The 15,197-nt window shown below is 73.2% G+C and carries 17 protein-coding genes; 5 read left to right on the forward strand and 12 right to left on the reverse strand.

Translation table 11 applies throughout. The features are described from left to right. The first annotated feature begins 216 nt into the window (after window positions 1-216). Genes nirB through ABD330_RS10755 form a run of 3 tightly spaced genes read left to right on the forward strand, consistent with a single transcriptional unit; the run spans window position 217 to window position 4,522 of the window. Complete coding sequence (nirB, locus tag ABD330_RS10745; RefSeq protein WP_344463372.1) at window positions 217-2,787, forward strand: nitrite reductase large subunit NirB; 2,571 nt, start codon at window positions 217-219, stop codon at window positions 2,785-2,787. After that, a complete protein-coding gene (gene nirD / locus ABD330_RS10750) occupies window positions 2,784-3,167 on the forward strand; it encodes a nitrite reductase small subunit NirD (protein ID WP_344463374.1) in 384 nt (127 codons plus the stop codon). The genes nirB and nirD overlap by 4 nt, the downstream gene beginning before the upstream one ends. Further along, window positions 3,164-4,522, forward strand: coding sequence for a nitrate/nitrite transporter (locus ABD330_RS10755; protein WP_344463376.1), 1,359 nt, complete (start codon window positions 3,164-3,166; stop codon window positions 4,520-4,522). Before nirD ends, ABD330_RS10755 begins: the two co-directional genes overlap by 4 nt. A 38-nt stretch (window positions 4,523-4,560) precedes the next feature. Here the strand turns inward: ABD330_RS10755 and ABD330_RS10760 are convergent, their stop codons facing one another. The 6 genes from ABD330_RS10760 to ABD330_RS10785 all read right to left on the reverse strand — a co-directional run bounded on the left by ABD330_RS10760 (window position 4,561) and on the right by ABD330_RS10785 (window position 9,018). Beyond that, window positions 4,561-5,514, reverse strand: coding sequence for a JmjC domain-containing protein (locus tag ABD330_RS10760; RefSeq protein WP_344463378.1), 954 nt, complete (start codon window positions 5,512-5,514; stop codon window positions 4,561-4,563). A 19-nt stretch (window positions 5,515-5,533) separates the two neighbouring features. Further along, window positions 5,534-6,403, reverse strand: a complete 870-nt coding sequence (locus ABD330_RS10765) for a JmjC domain-containing protein (RefSeq protein ID WP_344463380.1) — start codon at window positions 6,401-6,403, stop codon at window positions 5,534-5,536. Between the two features lie 139 nt (window positions 6,404-6,542). Then, window positions 6,543-6,746, reverse strand: a complete 204-nt coding sequence (locus tag ABD330_RS10770) for a hypothetical protein (RefSeq protein ID WP_344463382.1) — start codon at window positions 6,744-6,746, stop codon at window positions 6,543-6,545. Window positions 6,747-6,857: 111 nt separating this feature from the next. Further along, on the reverse strand, window positions 6,858-7,061 hold the full coding sequence (locus ABD330_RS10775) for a hypothetical protein (protein WP_344463382.1): 204 nt from the start codon (window positions 7,059-7,061) through the stop codon (window positions 6,858-6,860). A 187-nt stretch (window positions 7,062-7,248) separates the two neighbouring features. Then, window positions 7,249-7,806 carry a hypothetical protein gene (locus tag ABD330_RS10780; RefSeq protein WP_344463384.1) on the reverse strand — a complete coding sequence of 186 codons (558 nt, stop codon included), beginning with the start codon at window positions 7,804-7,806 and terminating at the stop codon, window positions 7,249-7,251. 180 nt (window positions 7,807-7,986) lie between these two features. Then, the gene (locus ABD330_RS10785; RefSeq protein WP_344463387.1) at window positions 7,987-9,018 is read right to left on the reverse strand and encodes a helix-turn-helix transcriptional regulator; all 1,032 of its coding nucleotides are present in this window, start codon (window positions 9,016-9,018) and stop codon (window positions 7,987-7,989) included. A gap of 141 nt (window positions 9,019-9,159) precedes the next feature. Here ABD330_RS10785 and ABD330_RS10790 point away from each other — a divergent pair, with 141 nt between their 5' ends. Next, window positions 9,160-9,312, forward strand: a complete 153-nt coding sequence (locus tag ABD330_RS10790) for a hypothetical protein (protein ID WP_344463389.1) — start codon at window positions 9,160-9,162, stop codon at window positions 9,310-9,312. A 98-nt stretch (window positions 9,313-9,410) separates the two neighbouring features. Then, entirely contained in the window at window positions 9,411-9,641 is a 231-nt protein-coding gene (locus ABD330_RS10795) for a response regulator transcription factor (RefSeq protein WP_344463391.1), read from the forward strand. A gap of 100 nt (window positions 9,642-9,741) precedes the next feature. Here ABD330_RS10795 and ABD330_RS10800 read toward each other — a convergent pair whose 3' ends face one another. The 6 genes from ABD330_RS10800 to ABD330_RS10825 all read right to left on the reverse strand — a co-directional run bounded on the left by ABD330_RS10800 (window position 9,742) and on the right by ABD330_RS10825 (window position 15,090). Beyond that, complete coding sequence (locus tag ABD330_RS10800; protein ID WP_344463393.1) at window positions 9,742-10,446, reverse strand: hypothetical protein; 705 nt, start codon at window positions 10,444-10,446, stop codon at window positions 9,742-9,744. Between the two features lie 269 nt (window positions 10,447-10,715). Then, entirely contained in the window at window positions 10,716-11,996 is a 1,281-nt protein-coding gene (locus ABD330_RS10805) for an MAB_1171c family putative transporter (RefSeq protein ID WP_344463395.1), read from the reverse strand. After that, window positions 11,993-12,571, reverse strand: coding sequence for an ImmA/IrrE family metallo-endopeptidase (locus ABD330_RS10810; protein ID WP_344463397.1), 579 nt, complete (start codon window positions 12,569-12,571; stop codon window positions 11,993-11,995). Before ABD330_RS10810 ends, ABD330_RS10805 begins: the two co-directional genes overlap by 4 nt. 142 nt (window positions 12,572-12,713) lie before the next feature. Continuing rightward, a complete protein-coding gene (locus tag ABD330_RS10815) occupies window positions 12,714-13,805 on the reverse strand; it encodes a hypothetical protein (RefSeq protein WP_344463399.1) in 1,092 nt (363 codons plus the stop codon). Window positions 13,806-13,882: 77 nt separating this feature from the next. Next, the gene (locus ABD330_RS10820) at window positions 13,883-14,212 is read right to left on the reverse strand and encodes a WXG100 family type VII secretion target (RefSeq protein WP_344463401.1); all 330 of its coding nucleotides are present in this window, start codon (window positions 14,210-14,212) and stop codon (window positions 13,883-13,885) included. 50 nt (window positions 14,213-14,262) lie between these two features. Next, on the reverse strand, window positions 14,263-15,090 hold the full coding sequence (locus ABD330_RS10825; RefSeq protein ID WP_344463403.1) for a class I SAM-dependent methyltransferase: 828 nt from the start codon (window positions 15,088-15,090) through the stop codon (window positions 14,263-14,265). Window positions 15,091-15,197: the final 107 nt, after the last annotated feature.

The raw sequence follows: 15,197 nt of genomic DNA on the forward strand, positions 1-15,197 counted from the left end.
TGCCCGGCGGTCTCGTCGGCGTAAGCGAATCACCCCCTCGTGTTACGCGGATGTCCGCCCGCGCACCTGGGGCCGCCGGGGATGTGAGGGACGTGTACCCCGGGCGCAACACGGGTGACCCGGTGACGAAACGCCCACCGGTCATGGTCGTCCCCATGGCGGCCACGACCGACACTCCCCGCACCTGATCACCTCCACCAGCTGAGGAGACCGAAGATGACGACGCATCACCGGCCGAAGGACGTGATCCTGGTCGGACACGGCATGGTCGGCCAGCGGTTCCTGGAGGCGCTGGTCGAACAGCCCGGGGCGGCCGACTGGCGCGTCACCGTGCTCGCCGAGGAACCCAGGCCCGCGTACGACCGGGTCCAGCTCACCTCCTGGTTCTCCGGCCGGACGGCCGAGGAACTGTCCCTCTGCCCGCCCGGGTTCCTGGCCGAGCACGGCATCGAGCTGCGGCTCGGCGACCCGGTGGCCGCGGTCGACCGCGCCGCCCGGACGGTCACCACCCGCGCCGGGCACACCCTGTCCTACGACGCGCTGGTGCTCGCCACCGGCTCGTACCCCTTCGTCCCGCCGGTGCCCGGCCACGACGCCGACGGCTGCCACGTCTACCGCACCATCGAGGACCTGGAGGCGATCCGGGCCGGCGCCGAGGGAGCCCGGGTCGGCGCGGTGGTCGGCGGCGGGCTGCTCGGCCTGGAGGCGGCGGGCGCGCTCCGGGCGATGGGCCTCGACACCCACGTGGTCGAGTTCGCGCCGCGCCTGATGGCGTTGCAGATCGACGAGGGCGGCGGCGCGCTGCTGCGCCGCAAGATCGAGGAGCTGGGCGTCACGGTGCACACCGGCGCCGGCACCCAGCGGGTCGAGACCACCGCCGACGGCCGGGTCCGGGCGATGGCCCTCTCGGACGGCCGCGAGCTGGCCGCCGACCTGGTGGTCTTCTCCGCCGGGATCCGCCCGCGCGACCAGCTGGCCCGGGACTGCGGCCTGCCGGTCGGCGAGCGCGGCGGGATCGTGGTGGACGAGCACTGCCGCACCGAGGACCCGCACGTCTGGGCGGTCGGCGAGTGCGCGCTGGCGGCCGACGGACGGGTCTACGGCCTGGTCGCCCCCGGCTACGCGATGGCCGAGACGGCCGCCCGCGCGCTGGCCGGCCTGCCGGGCGGGTTCACCGGCGCCGACACCTCCACCAAGCTCAAACTGCTGGGCGTGGACGTGGCCAGCTTCGGCGACCCGCACGGCACGGCCGAGGGCGCGCTGGAGGTGCTGTACAGCGACAGCCGCTCCGGCGTCTACAAGAAGCTGGTCATCGGCCGGGACGGCGCGCTGCTCGGCGGCGTGCTGGTCGGCGACACCGAGGCGTACGGCGTGCTGCGCCCGCTCGCGATCGGCGGCAAGCCGCTCCAGGTCGCGCCGGAACAGCTGGTGCTGCCCGCCGGGTTCGCGCCGGGCGGGCCGGTGGCGCTGCCGGACGACGCAGTGGTCTGCTCCTGCCACAACGTCAGCAAGGCCGCGATCCGCTCCGCCGTCGCCGACCAGGGCTGCGGCAGCGTCGCCGAGGTCAAGAAGTGCACCAAGGCCGGTACCGGCTGCGGCAGTTGCGTCAAGCTGCTCGGCACCATCGTGACCGAGGAGCTCGAAGCGGCCGGGGTCAGCGTCGACACCGGGCTGTGCGAGCACTTCGCGCACACCCGCTCGGAGCTGTACGAGATCGTCCGGTTCAAGGGCCTGACGAGCTTCTCCGAGCTGCTGGCGCGGCACGGCACCGGCGAGGGCTGCGACGTCTGCAAGCCGGCCGTGGCCTCGATCTTCGCGAGCCTGGGCAACGGCCACATCCTGGACGGCGAACAGGCCGCGCTCCAGGACACCAACGACCACTTCCTGGCCAACCTCCAGCGCAACGGCTCGTACTCGGTGGTGCCGCGCATCCCCGGCGGCGAGATCACCCCCGAGGGCCTGATCACCATCGGCGAGATCGCCCGCGACTACGGCCTCTACACGAAGATCACCGGCGGCCAGCGGATCGACCTGTTCGGCGCGAGCGTGGACCAACTGCCGCCGATCTGGCAGCGGTTGGTGGACGCGGGCTTCGAGTCCGGCCACGCGTACGGCAAGTCGCTGCGCACCGTGAAGTCCTGCGTCGGCGAGACCTGGTGCCGGTACGGGGTGCAGGACTCGGTCGGGCTCGCCATCGAACTGGAGCTGCGCTACCGGGGGTTGCGCTCGCCGCACAAGCTCAAGTCGGCGGTCTCCGGCTGCGCCCGCGAGTGCGCCGAGGCGCAGAGCAAGGACTTCGGCATCATCGCCACCTCCACCGGGTGGAACCTGCACGTCGGCGGCAACGGCGGGATGACCCCCCGGCACGCCGACCTGCTCGCCGCCGACCTGGACCGCGAGACGCTGATCCGGACCATCGACCGCTTCCTGATGTTCTACATCCGCACCGCCGACCGCCTGGAGCGCACCGCCGCCTGGCTGGAACGCCTGGACGGCGGCCTGGAGCACCTGCGGGCGGTCGTCCTGGACGACTCGCTCGGAATCTGCGCCGAACTTGACGAACTGATGGATCGCCACATCGGCAGCTACCAGGATGAGTGGGCGGCCACCCTGGCCGACCCCGACCGGCTGCGGCGGTTCGCGTCGTTCGTCAACGCGCCCGGCACCCCCGACCCCGCCGTGACGTTCGTCCCCGAGCGCGGCCAGATCCGCCCGGCCCGCCCCGGCGAGGACGGTCACCTGCTCACCCTGGTCTCCGGACCCCGACTGGAGGTACGCACCGCATGACCGTTGACGTGAAGGTGGAGATCCATGACGGTTCGCGCTGGCAGCACGTCTGCTCCTACGACGACCTGATCCCCGGGCGCGGCGTCGCCGTGCTGCTCGACGGCGACCAGGTGGCGGTGTTCCGCGACCGGGCCGGCACGCTGTACGCCGTCGACAACCGGGACCCGTTCAGCGGCACCTACGTGCTCTCGCGCGGCATCCTCGGCAGCCGGGGCGACACCCCGACCGTCGCCTCGCCGATGTACAAGCAGGTCTTCGACCTGCGGGACGGCCGCTGCCTGGACGAGGAGACCGCCCCCGACGGCGGGCGCGCGGTACTCCGGGTCTGGCCGGTGCGCGGTTCGCAGCACGCTCCCGTCGAGGCCGGGAGCCGGGCATGAGCACCGTCGAGAGAACCGCGTCCGCCGGCCGGCCGGCCGGGATCGAGGACTGGCGTCCGGAGGACCTGGAGTTCTGGGAGCAGGCGGGCGCCCGGATCGCCCGGCGCAACCTGGTCTTCTCGGTGCTGTCGGAGCACATCGGCTTCTCGGTCTGGAGCCTCTGGTCGGTGCTGGTGCTCTTCCTCGGCCCGCGCTACCACATCGACGCCGCGGGCAAGTTCACCCTGACCGCGCTGCCGACGGCGCTCGGCGCGCTGCTCCGGCTGCCCTACACCTTCGCGGTGGCGCGGTTCGGCGGGCGGAACTGGACGGTGTTCAGCGCACTGCTGCTGCTGGTCCCGACGGTGCTGGCCGGGGTGGTGCTCACCCCCGGCGTCCGGTACGGCACGCTGCTCGCGGTGGCCTGCGTGGCCGGGGTGGGCGGCGGCAACTTCGCCTCGTCGATGGCGAACATCAACGCGTTCTACCCGCAGCGGCTCAAGGGCTGGGCGCTGGGCGTCAACGCCGGCGGCGGCAACCTGGGCGTCCCGGTGGTGCAGCTGCTCGGACTGCTGGTGCTGGCCACGGCGGGCGCCGCGCACCCGAGGCTGGTGCCGCTGGTCTACCTGCCGCTGATCGTGCTGGCCGCCCTGGGCGCCGCGCTGCGGATGGACAACCTGCCGAGGGTGAAGGGCGACCCGCGCGCACTGCGCGAGGTGCTCCGCGAACCGCACAGCTGGGTGATGTCCACCCTGTACGTGGGGACCTTCGGGTCGTTCATCGGCTTCGGCTTCGCCTTCGGGCAGGTGCTGCAGGTGCAGTTCCCGCACCAGTTCGACACCCCGGTCAAGGCCGCGTACCTGACCTTCCTCGGACCGCTGCTGGGCTCGCTGGTGCGGCCGGTCGGCGGGCGGATGGCCGACCGCTGGGGCGGGGCCCGCGTCACGCTCGGGACCTTCGTCGCGATGGCGGCGGGCGCCGGTCTCGTGCTGGCCGCCTCGCGGGCGGACTCGCTGCCGCTGTTCCTGGCCGGATTCACCGCCCTGTTCGTACTGAGCGGCATCGGCAACGGCTCCACGTACAAGATGATCCCGGGCGTCTTCCAGGCCAGGGCCCGCGCCGCCGTCGCGGCCGGCCGGGACCCGGCGGCCGCCGAGCTCGACTCCCGCCGGCGCGCCTCCACCCTGATCGGCCTGGCCGGTGCGGTGGGCGCCTTCGGCGGGGTCCTGGTGAACATCGCCTTCCGGCAGTCCTTCCTCACCAGCCACAACGGGGACGCCGCCTACCTGGCCTTCCTCACCGCCTACGCCTTCTGCTCCGCCCTCACCTGGGCCGTCTACCTCCGGCCCTCGGCCCGCCGCCTCACCGGGGTCTGACGGGTGGCCCGGGGGCGGGTACCGCGCCGCCCCCGGACCTACTCGGCGGGCAGCGCTCCGCGCATCAGCGTACGCGCGTGCTCGATCAGCGCCTGCGGGGTGAGCCCGGCCAGCGTCTCCCGGGAGTGCGTGATCAGGGTGTCGGCCGCCGCCACCATCGCGGCGTCGTCGAGCGGACGGCCCGGGAGGTCGACGGTGCCGGTGACCAGGGCCTGGAGCAGGGCGTACAGGTTCGCGGTGCCGACCTCGCGGACGGTCAGCGACAGGTGCGCCGAGGGCTCGTCGCCCACCGCGCAGGCGAAGTGCGCGAAACCCCTCGGCACGTACAGGACCTCACCGGGCCGCAGCACGGTGTCCAGCAGCACCTCGCCGGGGTCGGTGTCCTCCCGGCTGGGCTCCCAGTTCCCGTCGGCCGGCCCGGCGTGCACCCGCCAGCGCTTCTCGCCGCTGATCTGGATCGCCAGCACGTCGGCGTCGTCGCGGTGCACCGGACGGCCCTGGGTGCCGGCGGGGGTGAGGAAGAAGAACGCCTCCACCTGGCGGCCGAACCGCTCGGCCAGCGCGCCGGTCAGCGTCCGGACCCCCTGGTGCCACTGGTCGACGTACCGCAGCAGCACGGTGGCCTGCTCGTCCCGGATCAGGCCGCGCACCGACGCGGCGTCCGCGTAGTCCTCGACCACCTCGCCCAGGACGACCCTGGGTTCGCAGAACCGCTCGGTCGGCACGTGCCTGTCCTCGTGGACGAGGCCGACGTACGGCACCTTGAGCAGGCCGTGGTCGAGCAGGCCGTCCAGCTCCGCAACGGTGAACACGTCGACGGGAGGGTCCGCCGGGCGCAGCACCGCCGGGGCCGTCCGCCAGTGGGTGGCGAAGAACTCCTGTTCGTCCGCCACGCAGCGCGTCAGCCAGTCCGTGGTCACGGCCGGGGCCGGGGACGCTGCCGGGGGTGCGACAGAGGCCGGGGGCGCGGTCAGGGTCATGGTCGGGGTCATGATGGTCTTCCTCTCGGGCTCAGGCCGTCGGACGGCTGCTGAAGGCGTGCAGGCGGGCGCTGGCCACCAGGGACTCCGGTGCGGCGGAGGCGAGTTGGGCCCGGAAGTGGTCGAGGAGGTCGGCCGCCGTCCTGGTCAGGTCCGCGTCGTCCAGCGGGCGGGCGGGCAGGGCCAGCCCGGCGGCGAGCAGCGACTGCAGCTCGCCGCGCAGGTGCCCGGCGCCGGCTTCGCGCAGAGCGACGGTGATGTGGAGCGACGGGCCGGGCCCGGCGGCCTCGGCGGCGTGGGCGTAACCGTTGGGTACGTAGAGCACCTCCCCCGCGCTGACGACGGTGTCGAGGACGACCGGACCGGGCTCCGGCTCCCGCAGCGGCTGCCAACTCGGTTCGGTGGGACCGCCGTAGACCTGCCAGTGCTTGGCGCCGCTCAGCTGGATCACCAGGATGTCGCCGTCGTCGCGGTGCACCGGGCCCTTGCGTCCGGGCTGCGAGTAGAAGAGGAACGCCTCGGCCAGCCGGCCGAGTTGCTCGGTGAGTCCGGTGGTCAGTGCCCGCACCGGCGGGTGCCAGTGGTTGACGTAGCGCAGTTGGAGGCTGGCGTCCTCGTCACGGATGAGGGCCCGGACGCGCTCCGGGTCCAGACAGCCTTCGAGGATCCGGCCGGCGATGATCCGGGGCGGGCAGAACTGCTCCTCCGGCACGGCTCCGGCAGCGGTGAACAACCCGGCGTACGGGACGCGCAGGATGCCGCTGTCGATGAGGCCGTCGAGGTCGGCGGGCGTCAGGACCTCCGTCGGCGGATTGCTCGGGCGGAACAGCACCGGACCCTGCCGCCACTGCGTGCGAAGGAAGGTGTCCACGTCGTCAACACAGCGTTCGAGCCAACTCATGGCCCATCTCTCTTTCTCACGTCGGTAGTCCGCGCCGCATGTCGGCGGTGGATGCTCGCGTCCGGGCCGGGCCCGCCGGCCGTGTGACCGGCAGGCCCGGAGAACGGTCAGTCCGTCGTCGGCCGGTGGGGCCGAATCGTCAGATGACGTCCGGGTGGCAGTCGCCGCAGCGGTCCGGCGTCACGTGACCGGCGGCGGCCACGCTCGGGGTCGCGGCCGAGGCCGAAGCCGCCGGGACGAACACCGCGCCACCGATGGCGGCGGCCACCGCGACGGACAGCGCGGCCTTACGGGTCAGGTTCGCCACCGTGGAACGGCTGTCGGCGTTCTGCGAGATGTTCATGGAGATCTCCTTCAGTTGTGTGCTCGGTGGTGGGTCGGTGCGTGCGGTCAGTCAGTGCGTGCGGCCGGTACGTGCGGCCGGTGCGTGCGATCGGCCGGTGGGGCCGACTCGTCAGATGACGTCCGGGTGGCAGTCGCCGCAGCGGTCCGGCGTCACGTGACCGGCGGCGGCCACGCTCGGGGTCGCGGCCGAAGCCGAAGCCGCCGGGACGAACACCGCACCGCCGATGGCGGCGGCCACCGCGACGGACAGCGCGGCCTTACGGGTCAGGTTCGCCACCGTGGAACGGCTGTCGGCGTTCTGCGAGATGTTCATGGAGATCTCCTTCGGTTGTGTGCTCGGTGGAGCGGTGAACTCGGCCCGGATCGGGGCGAGTCGGGCAGGGCAGGGCAGCCGAGCGTGCGGGGCTTTCGGGGTACCTCCCGGCCGAAGGCCGGGGGAGTGCCGAGCGGGCTCCGATGTCGGACGTCTGAGGGGGCGTGCGGGGGCGTGCGCCCAGGCCCTAGTTGAGGGCGGGCTCGCAACCCGTCCGGCGCGGGGCGCCGGTGTCATCGCACGTGGTGGTGGTGGAGATCTGCAGCACGGTGTGCCGGGAACCCGGCTCGGGCCGCAGGCTGTAGCGGGAGCGGCGCGGCAGGAAGACCGCCTGCCCCGCCAACAGGCGTACCGTCAGCGGCGCGTGCCGCGAGCGGGCCGGCCGTCCGACCGGCCGTCCGGCCGACCCTTCGACCGGGCCTTCGAGCGACGTGCCGACCAGGACGTCGAGGGCCGAGGAGTGCTGGAGCACCAGGGTCTCGGCGTCGTCCTGCCGCACCTGGGCGGCACTCGGATCGTCGGGGCCTCCGGGCACGGCCCGGACCGCGCGGCCGAGCAGCGCACCCAGCCTGTCGGCCAGGCCGGTCACCCGGTCCGCGTCGAACGGGCCGTCTGCCGCTGGTGGTTCGTAGTCCGTCCAGAGCAGCGCGGGCCCCCCGCCGGAGCGGGCGGAGAGGAAGGCGGCCAGTTCGCGGAGGTAGCCGTTCTCGTCGAACGGTTCCCGTTCCGTCGGTCCCCACTGCATCGCCGTCCCCCTCTCCGGAGCTTCGCGTCGGGCGTCTTCCCTTCGCTGAGCTCCATCCTGGATCCTGCGGCGCGGCCGGGACAGTCACGCGATGCCGGTCCCGGCTCCCGGGTCACCGGTTCCCGGTCACGGACCCACGTGACGCGGGTGCACCCGTCCCTGCCCCTTCCCGGGGTGCGGCTACTCGTCGTCCAAGCGTCCGGCCCTAGCGGCGGCCACACCCGCCTGGAACCGGCTCTCGGCGTCCAACTGGACCATGATGTCGGCGATGTGGCGCCGCGCGGTGCGCAGCGACATCCCCAGCCGGCGGGCGATCGTCTCGTCCTTGAGCCCGGCGGCGAGCAGTCGCAGGATGGTCCGGTCGATCTCCTGCGAGACCTGCTCAAGCCCCTCCTCGGCGGCGGCGGAGAACGGCCGGGCGCAGGACCAGGACTGCTCGAATATCTCGCACAGGTAGGCCACCAGCCATTTCTGACGGATCGCCACCGCCCCCCAGGAGCCGTCGCTGGCGGGCACGAAGGCCAACTCCCGGTCGAAGACGATGATGCGGCCGAAGAGTTCATGGGCGGTGCGGTACTCGCCGCCCAGTTGCGAGGCCGCCTCCACGTACGCCTGACTGGGGCCGTTGAAGCGCGCGGTGTGGTGGTAGAGGGTGCGCATCCGTACGCCGCGTTCGAGCAGCGCCCGGTCGCGGCCGAGCGCCTCCTGCATGGCCTCCGGTACGCGGCTGCCGCCGCCGGGCTGGCTGGCCAGCACCTCGCTCCGGCAGCCGTCCGAGGCCCGGTCGAGCGCTGCCCGTACCTCCTGGAGGCTGTCGATGACGTCGATCCCGTCGCCGCCCGCGGCCCGTCCGCCGCGCTGGTAGTGCGGGAAGAACCCGACCAGTTGGGCGTGCCGTTCGGCCAACTCCTCCTGCTCGCGCCGGATTCGGGCCTCGACGGGGGCGGCGAGTTCGGCCATCGCGGCCTCCGGCGCGACGGCGTATCCGGCCGCCGGGTCGCGCCGGTCCGGGAAGACGAGGCGCAGCGCGGTCAGCCGGCCCACCGAGGCGGCGGCCTCGTCCGGTTCCAGGCCCAACTGAGCGGCGATGACGGCGGGGTCGAGCCGGTGGTGCTCCAGAATCCAGGAGTAGACGGCGGCATCGGCCGCGTCAGGAGCCGTGGCAGAGCCGGCGGCACCGGTCCGATCGTCCGGTTGGCGAGAATTGTCCATCTCTGTCCCCCATCACCTTGCTGCCACCCAGTTTGGTGAGGTGGCCTCCCGATAGAAAACGATCAGCTGGCTCGACATGCTAAATCACGCCCCGCAGGCCGCATCAGGCCCAACCACGTCAGTTCCTGCCAGGAGGACACCATGAAGCGCTTCTTCGTCGCGGCCGCACTGCTCACGGCACTGCTCGGGTTCGCCGGCCCGGTGGCCCTGGACGCCGCGCCGAGCGGGGTCCAGCTGGCCGACACCTCGTGGGGCGGCTCCTGCACCACCCCGCTCTGCCAGCCCTACATGTAACCGCCCCTCACTCCTCGGCCCCACTCCCCCGCACCACGTTCCACGCCGCTCCCCCCGTCACAGTCCTCGCCACTCCCACCGGACCGGAGAGTGCCCAGATGTCCCAGCCCACCACCGCCGTAGCCCCTCCGCTCAGCCGCCGGGAGGTCCAGGTCCTGGAACTGCTGGCCCAGGGAGCCACCTACGACACCATCGCGCGCCGCCTCCAGCTGAGCCCCCACACCGTCGACACCTACCTGCGCCGGCTGCGCGCCAAGACCGGCGCCACCAGCCGCATCCAGCTGGCCCTCTTCGCCTTCAGCCACGGCCACGGCCTCCCGGCCGCGTGACCCGCCGGCCCTCGACTTCCAGCCGGTCACGACCGGGCCGCTGCCCCACCGGCCGCAGGCCCTCCGTAATCCCTCCGCAGGCCGGGGGCCCACGCCGCCGTCACCACCACACCAGCCCGAGCGCCTTCGCGACCGGCAGCAGCAGGAGCAGCACGCAGACGCCCAGCAGCAGCACGGAGCAGGTCAGGCCCTCGTTCGGCGCGGCGCCGTCGATCCGGGGCGGTCGCGGGGCGGGCCGCCGCCGGGGTGCGGGCGGGGTGGGCAGCGGGCGGGCCAGATCCTGGCGGAAGTGGCGTTCCGAGCAGTAGACGCGGTAGAGGGTGGGGGCGCCCTTGCGGGAGATGTCGGCCTCGATCCGGCCCTCGCCCACCGGGCGGCCGCAGACCTCGCAGGGCACAAGCCGGTAGCCCGGCACGCCGGGGACGTCGGTCCGGTCGAAGGTGAAGTCCTCGCCGTGGGCGGCCCGGCCCAGTGCGGCGTCCTCGCGCACGATCTCCTCGTAACGGGCGACGGCCCGCTCGCGGTCCCCGGTGTCCTCGATCGTGAGCCGGTCGGACCTGCGCCACAGGCGCGGCCGCTCACCCGCCCACTCCCAGCGGTGGACCGCCCACCGCAGCCGCCCGGTCCCCGGCTCCGCGTAGGAGAACACCCGGGCCGTGTACACCTCGCGCTTCCCGCTGATCAGCGAGGTCTCCCGCTCGAACCAGTCGCCGGCGGGGCCGGCCGGGTCGACGAGTTCCCTGATCGCCTCGGACAGCTCCGCCGGCACGTCGGCGCAGTCGGTGGCGGAGTACACGGTACGCATGCAAACCCCCTGGTCAGGGGCATCTCCCCGGCGGACCGGGACAAGAGTACTAGCGGGTTCCGGCCCGTTCGTCCTGCCGTGCGGCAGCGGCCGGCCCGTCCGTCCGTCCGGGGGAGAACCGCGCGAACCGGAAGCAACGAACCCCGCGCCCTCCCGCAACGCGCAGCCCCGCCGCCTGGGACACCTCAGGGCAGCCGAGCAGCTCGGTGGCGTACTTCTCGGCGTCCGGCCGGGTCAGGAAGTACTCGTAGGGCCTGGCCCGCCGGCGGTCAGCTGCCTTCCGCGCCGATCGCCGGCCCGCTCTCCACCCCGCTCTCCACCCCGAGTTCCGCCCGGACGCGACGCCGGACGTCCGCCACGACGACCGAGTTCGCCAAGGCGTCGGAGACGAGGGCCAGCCAGGTGGTCTCCGCTTCGAGGTCGGCCCGGACGGCGTACGGGGCGTAGCCGTCGGTGGCGTCGTAGGTGTCGTCGGTCCGGTAGCGGTGGCCGACGGCGGCGGCCTCCAACGCGGCTGCGATGACGGCGGCTTCGACGGTGGCCGCTCGGACCGGGGAGGCCCGCCCGCTGTCGACGGAGGCGGCGGGCTCCGCGGCTGCCCAGGCGGGGACCTGGGGGTGGAAGTGCGAGCGCAGGGCGAGCCGGCCGTCGTGGATCTCGATGATCCGGCGGTAGAGCGCGAACTCCGCGTTCCCGGGCAGGCGGCCGGCGCCCGGCCGGGTGCTGGGCGGCTCGAGGGCGATCTGCGGGCGGGCGGCGTGCAGGGCCGACCAGAGCGGGCCGATCCGGCGGTAGTCGCGCAGTGCGCGCAGCCAGCGGACGGGCCGGGTCAGCCGGCCTCCCCAGGCCGTCAGTGTCGCCCCGCTGATGGCGAGGACGAGCGTGAGCAGGGCGACGGGCGCGGACGAGGCGTCCTCGCCGATGTGCTGACGTCCCACGGTGAGTCCGCCGAGCAGCGGGACGATGCTCTGCACCGTCCAGATCAGGGCAGCCGCCCCGCCGCCCGCGATCAGCCGGAGGCCGACCCGGAGCAGCCCCGGCGCCACGTGCCGGGCCGACCGGTAGATCACCACCGTGAACAGGCCCACGCACCAGAAGCCGTGGGCACTGAACAGGGCGTTGTAGACCGCCAGAACGGCCCGTCCGCTGTCGGGGACGGTGAGCGCGGTGCCCACGGGTGTCACGCCGGCCGCGAGGTACGTCACCGCGCTCGCCGCCAGCACCAGCAGCGACGCGACGGCTTGGCGCCGCACCTGCGGCCGGTTCACCCCGACGGATCGCAGCGAGAGCGCCAGCAGGGCGACGTAGCACTCGGCCCCGATCTTGAGCTCGGTCCCGAGCAGCGGGCCCACCGTGCGCAGCGGGCGCCAGAGGTCGAACACTCCGACAGTGGCGGGCGCCAGCACTGCCATCGCGAGGCCGATGCAGAGGGTGAAGCCGAAGAAGTACCGCGCCCCGGCTCCGACGGGGTACCGGCGCGCCAGCCGGAGCCGGTGTCCTGCCCCGAGGACGGCGACGACACAGGTCAGGTAGGAGAGGAGGTCGATCATGCGTCGCCGGACTCGGGCTCGCCGTGGTGCGCCGCCGCGTCGAACAGCGAACCGAGCCGGGCCGCCGCCTCCGCGTCCGCCGGGCCGGCCGCCACCGGAGGACGGCCGGGCAGCCGGACGGGCCGCTGCTGGACCGCACGGTGCAGGACGAGCGAGGCGAACACCTCGGCCTCCTGCTCCTGGACCTCCGTGTAGACGCTGCGGCCGAGCACCCGGTGGATCAACTCGCCCGGGAGGCTCGGCAGCAGGGCCTCGGCGGCGGCGGGCCCGAGGACCGAGTCACCCCGGTGGCCGCACAGCAGGTGGCCGACCTCGTGCAGCACGATGTGCCGCTGGTGCAGGGGGCTGGTGTGGCTCGGGTAGCCGATGTACTCGGCCCGGTCGGTACTGATCAGCAGCCCGCACGGACCGCACGAGGACGAGGGCAGTGGTAAGAGCTCGAGCGGGCGTCCGAGCCGCTGGGACAGCGAAGCCGTGAGGGCCGTGTGGTCGAACTCCGCCGACACCGGCAGGGTGTCCGCGATGCGTCGGCACCGCCGCCAGAGCTGTCTGCGCTGCCACGCCCCACCGGTCACTCCCAGCCCCTTCCGCCACAGTGCCGGACCGCCGCACCGCCGGGCCCGACACGGCCGGGCCGAGTGTAGAAGGGGGCGGTAAATTTCTGGTTTGGCGTCGCTGGCTCCGACCCCGGAGGGCCGGAGCCAGGCGCGGCCGCCGCTACATCCCGTTGCGGCGGTACGGCAGGTACGGGTGCCCGGCCGAAGCCTCCGAGCCCGCGTCGCGGGAGTAGTACGGGTACGGGATCACGTGCGAGACCGTGCCCTGCGAGCCGTTGTCCTCCAGCGCGATGTACTTGGTGTGCGCGGCGTCGGCCCAGCCGCCGAACAGGACGGTGTGGTCGCCCGCGATGAGGGCGTCGCCGGGCTGCAGCTCGTCCTTGGTGATCTGGTGCGAGACGTCGCCCTGCATCAGCGTCCAGGTCGTCCGGCCCGGCGTGGGCAGGCCCCACGCGGCGGAGACGAAGCCCGAGCAGTCGTCCCGGTACCCGTTGGTGAAGGCCGTCTGGCTGTAGCCGATCCGGTGGTTGATCCGTTCCAGGGCGCGGTTCAGGATGTCCGTCCGGGCCTGCGGGAGGCCGTCCGTCTTCGGCGCGGTCTCGACGCCGGCGCCCTGCCGGGTGTGGCTGCCCCAGTTGCCGGTGGTGCCCCAGTTCCCGTTGCCCTGCCCGGGCTGGTAGGTCCCGGTGTCACCACCACCGCCACCACCACCGCCGGAGTGGCCACCACCGTGGTGGCCACCGCCGCCACCACCACCGCTGTCACCACCACCGCCGGTGTCGCCGCCGCCACCACCACCGCCACCGTCACCCGAACCGCCGTCACCGGCGCCGCCGGCCAGCTTCGTGGGCGGGGAGGGCGGCTTGGGAGCGGTCGGCGGGGTCACGGGGTGCTGCTGCTTCTTCAGGTCCTCCTCGATCTTCGCCTCGGTGTCCTGGTACTCCTTCATGACCCCGAGGATCTTCTGGGCGTCGTCGGCCAGCTCCTTGGTGAGCTTCTCCTTGACCTGGCCCAGCGCGTCCGCCCGCGCCTTGAGCTCCTTGACGTCCTTGACGACGTCGTACGCCGTGCCGATCCCGGGGATGCCGGCGATCGCGCTCGATGCGAGGTCGATCTCGGTGGCCCGGGTGATCGCCTCCCGGATGCTGCCGAGTTTCTGGTTCAGCTCGTCCAGCTTCTGGCTGAGCTGTACCCAGTCGTTCTGGATCTTCCCGAGGTCCTGCATCTGGACGCCGAACTGCCCGCTAGCCATACGATCCGATTCCTTCTACTGATCGCTACTGATCGCCACTGACCGGTGAACCGAGGTGCCGGTTCGCGCACCCACGGTCAGAAGACGCTGTTGAGCCGCTCGACGGACTTGCCGAGGTCCCCGAGCTGGTCGGCGACGGACCCGATCTCCCGGACCCGCCCCTGGGCGTGGCTGATGAAGGCGTCGGCGGCCGGGCCGTGCCAGGTGAGGTTGGACAGGCTGGACTCGATGTCCTTGCCCAGTCCGTCGACCGCCTTGCCGAGCTCCGCCAGCTCCTGGGCGATCTTGCCCAGGTCGCCCGCGCCGAACATCTCGTTGAGGGTCCAGTGCGCGATCTCGGCGGGCGCCATGACGACGTCCTTCGCGACACTGGTGACGTCGTCCCATGCCTTACTGAAGAAGTTCATCCCTGCTCCCCCGTACAACCGCACCTGCGCACTGATAATCCGTCAAGAGGCTAGCCGACCCGGGTGGCACCGGCCAGCAGTGCGACAGCCGGCAGTTCCAGCCGCCCGTCGGCGCCGAGCAGGTCGACGGCCAGACGGTCGTAGTGCTCCTTGACCTGGGCGATCACCGCCGGCGGCTGGCCGGCGACGACCATCCCCATATTCGCCACCCCACCTGCCACACCCGACCACCAGACCTCCGGATCCGGCCGGTGCGTCCAGGCCACCTCCCGGCAGTCGGCGCCCTTCCAGCCGGCCTCGTCCGCCAGCCCGGCGAAGCCCTCCGGGGTGCGCTCGAAGTTCAGCTCGGCGGGCACCCCCGGCAGCACCGGGCGCTCGACACCCGCCGCGTCCAGCGCCTGGTTGAACACGTTCATCGCCGCGTTCCGCGGGCTGCCCGACCAGACCGTCGCGGCGACCCGCCCGCCCGGCCGGACCACCCGGAGCAGCTCGGCCAGCGCCGCGGCCGGGTGCTCGACGTGGTTGACCACGAAGTTGGCCACCACCGCGTCGAAGGCGCCGTCCGCGAACGGCAGCGAGGGCAGCAGGGCGACCCGTACGTCGGCGCCGGGCACCCGGGCGGCGGCCAGCTCGGCCATCCCGGGCTCGGCGTCCACGGCGGTGACCAGCGCGCCGCGCCCGGCCGCCGCCGCGGCCACCGTGCCGGGCCCGGTGCCGACGTCCAGCACCCGCAGGCCCTCGGACCCGCCCTCGGTGACGCCCGCCGCGTCCAGCAGCGCGGGCGCCGTGTACCCGCACAGCGCGGCGAAACTGTCCCGGTACGCCTGCGCCCGGCCCGCCCACAACCGCCGCTCGTGTGCGTCGAACTCCCCAGCCATCGTGCTCCCCCTCCGCAGTCCTTGGGACCGTTCAGCCTAGACCCGGGAGCCGCCGGGCCCGGAACGAGGCCCGGGCCTCGGCGCCGTCCGCCGGGTCGGCGCGGTCT

The organism is Kitasatospora kazusensis, assembly GCF_039529945.1.
GTDB lineage: Bacteria > Actinomycetota > Actinomycetes > Streptomycetales > Streptomycetaceae > Kitasatospora > Kitasatospora kazusensis.

Coding starts and splice junctions, on each gene's coding strand:
- ABD330_RS10765 (WP_344463380.1), bottom strand. CDS start 6,403: ATGAGTTGGCTCGAACGCTGTGTTGACGACGTGGACACCTTCCTTCGC.
- ABD330_RS10780 (WP_344463384.1), bottom strand. CDS start 7,806: ATGCAGTGGGGACCGACGGAACGGGAACCGTTCGACGAGAACGGCTAC.
- ABD330_RS10785 (WP_344463387.1), bottom strand. CDS start 9,018: ATGGACAATTCTCGCCAACCGGACGATCGGACCGGTGCCGCCGGCTCT.
- ABD330_RS10805 (WP_344463395.1), bottom strand. CDS start 11,996: ATGATCGACCTCCTCTCCTACCTGACCTGTGTCGTCGCCGTCCTCGGG.
- ABD330_RS10770 (WP_344463382.1), bottom strand. CDS start 6,746: ATGAACATCTCGCAGAACGCCGACAGCCGTTCCACGGTGGCGAACCTG.
- ABD330_RS10755 (WP_344463376.1), top strand. CDS start 3,164: ATGAGCACCGTCGAGAGAACCGCGTCCGCCGGCCGGCCGGCCGGGATC.
- nirD (WP_344463374.1), top strand. CDS start 2,784: ATGACCGTTGACGTGAAGGTGGAGATCCATGACGGTTCGCGCTGGCAG.
- ABD330_RS10790 (WP_344463389.1), top strand. CDS start 9,160: ATGAAGCGCTTCTTCGTCGCGGCCGCACTGCTCACGGCACTGCTCGGG.
- ABD330_RS10760 (WP_344463378.1), bottom strand. CDS start 5,514: ATGACCCCGACCATGACCCTGACCGCGCCCCCGGCCTCTGTCGCACCC.
- ABD330_RS10815 (WP_344463399.1), bottom strand. CDS start 13,805: ATGGCTAGCGGGCAGTTCGGCGTCCAGATGCAGGACCTCGGGAAGATC.
- ABD330_RS10775 (WP_344463382.1), bottom strand. CDS start 7,061: ATGAACATCTCGCAGAACGCCGACAGCCGTTCCACGGTGGCGAACCTG.
- ABD330_RS10820 (WP_344463401.1), bottom strand. CDS start 14,212: ATGAACTTCTTCAGTAAGGCATGGGACGACGTCACCAGTGTCGCGAAG.
- ABD330_RS10800 (WP_344463393.1), bottom strand. CDS start 10,446: ATGCGTACCGTGTACTCCGCCACCGACTGCGCCGACGTGCCGGCGGAG.
- ABD330_RS10825 (WP_344463403.1), bottom strand. CDS start 15,090: ATGGCTGGGGAGTTCGACGCACACGAGCGGCGGTTGTGGGCGGGCCGG.
- nirB (WP_344463372.1), top strand. CDS start 217: ATGACGACGCATCACCGGCCGAAGGACGTGATCCTGGTCGGACACGGC.
- ABD330_RS10795 (WP_344463391.1), top strand. CDS start 9,411: ATGTCCCAGCCCACCACCGCCGTAGCCCCTCCGCTCAGCCGCCGGGAG.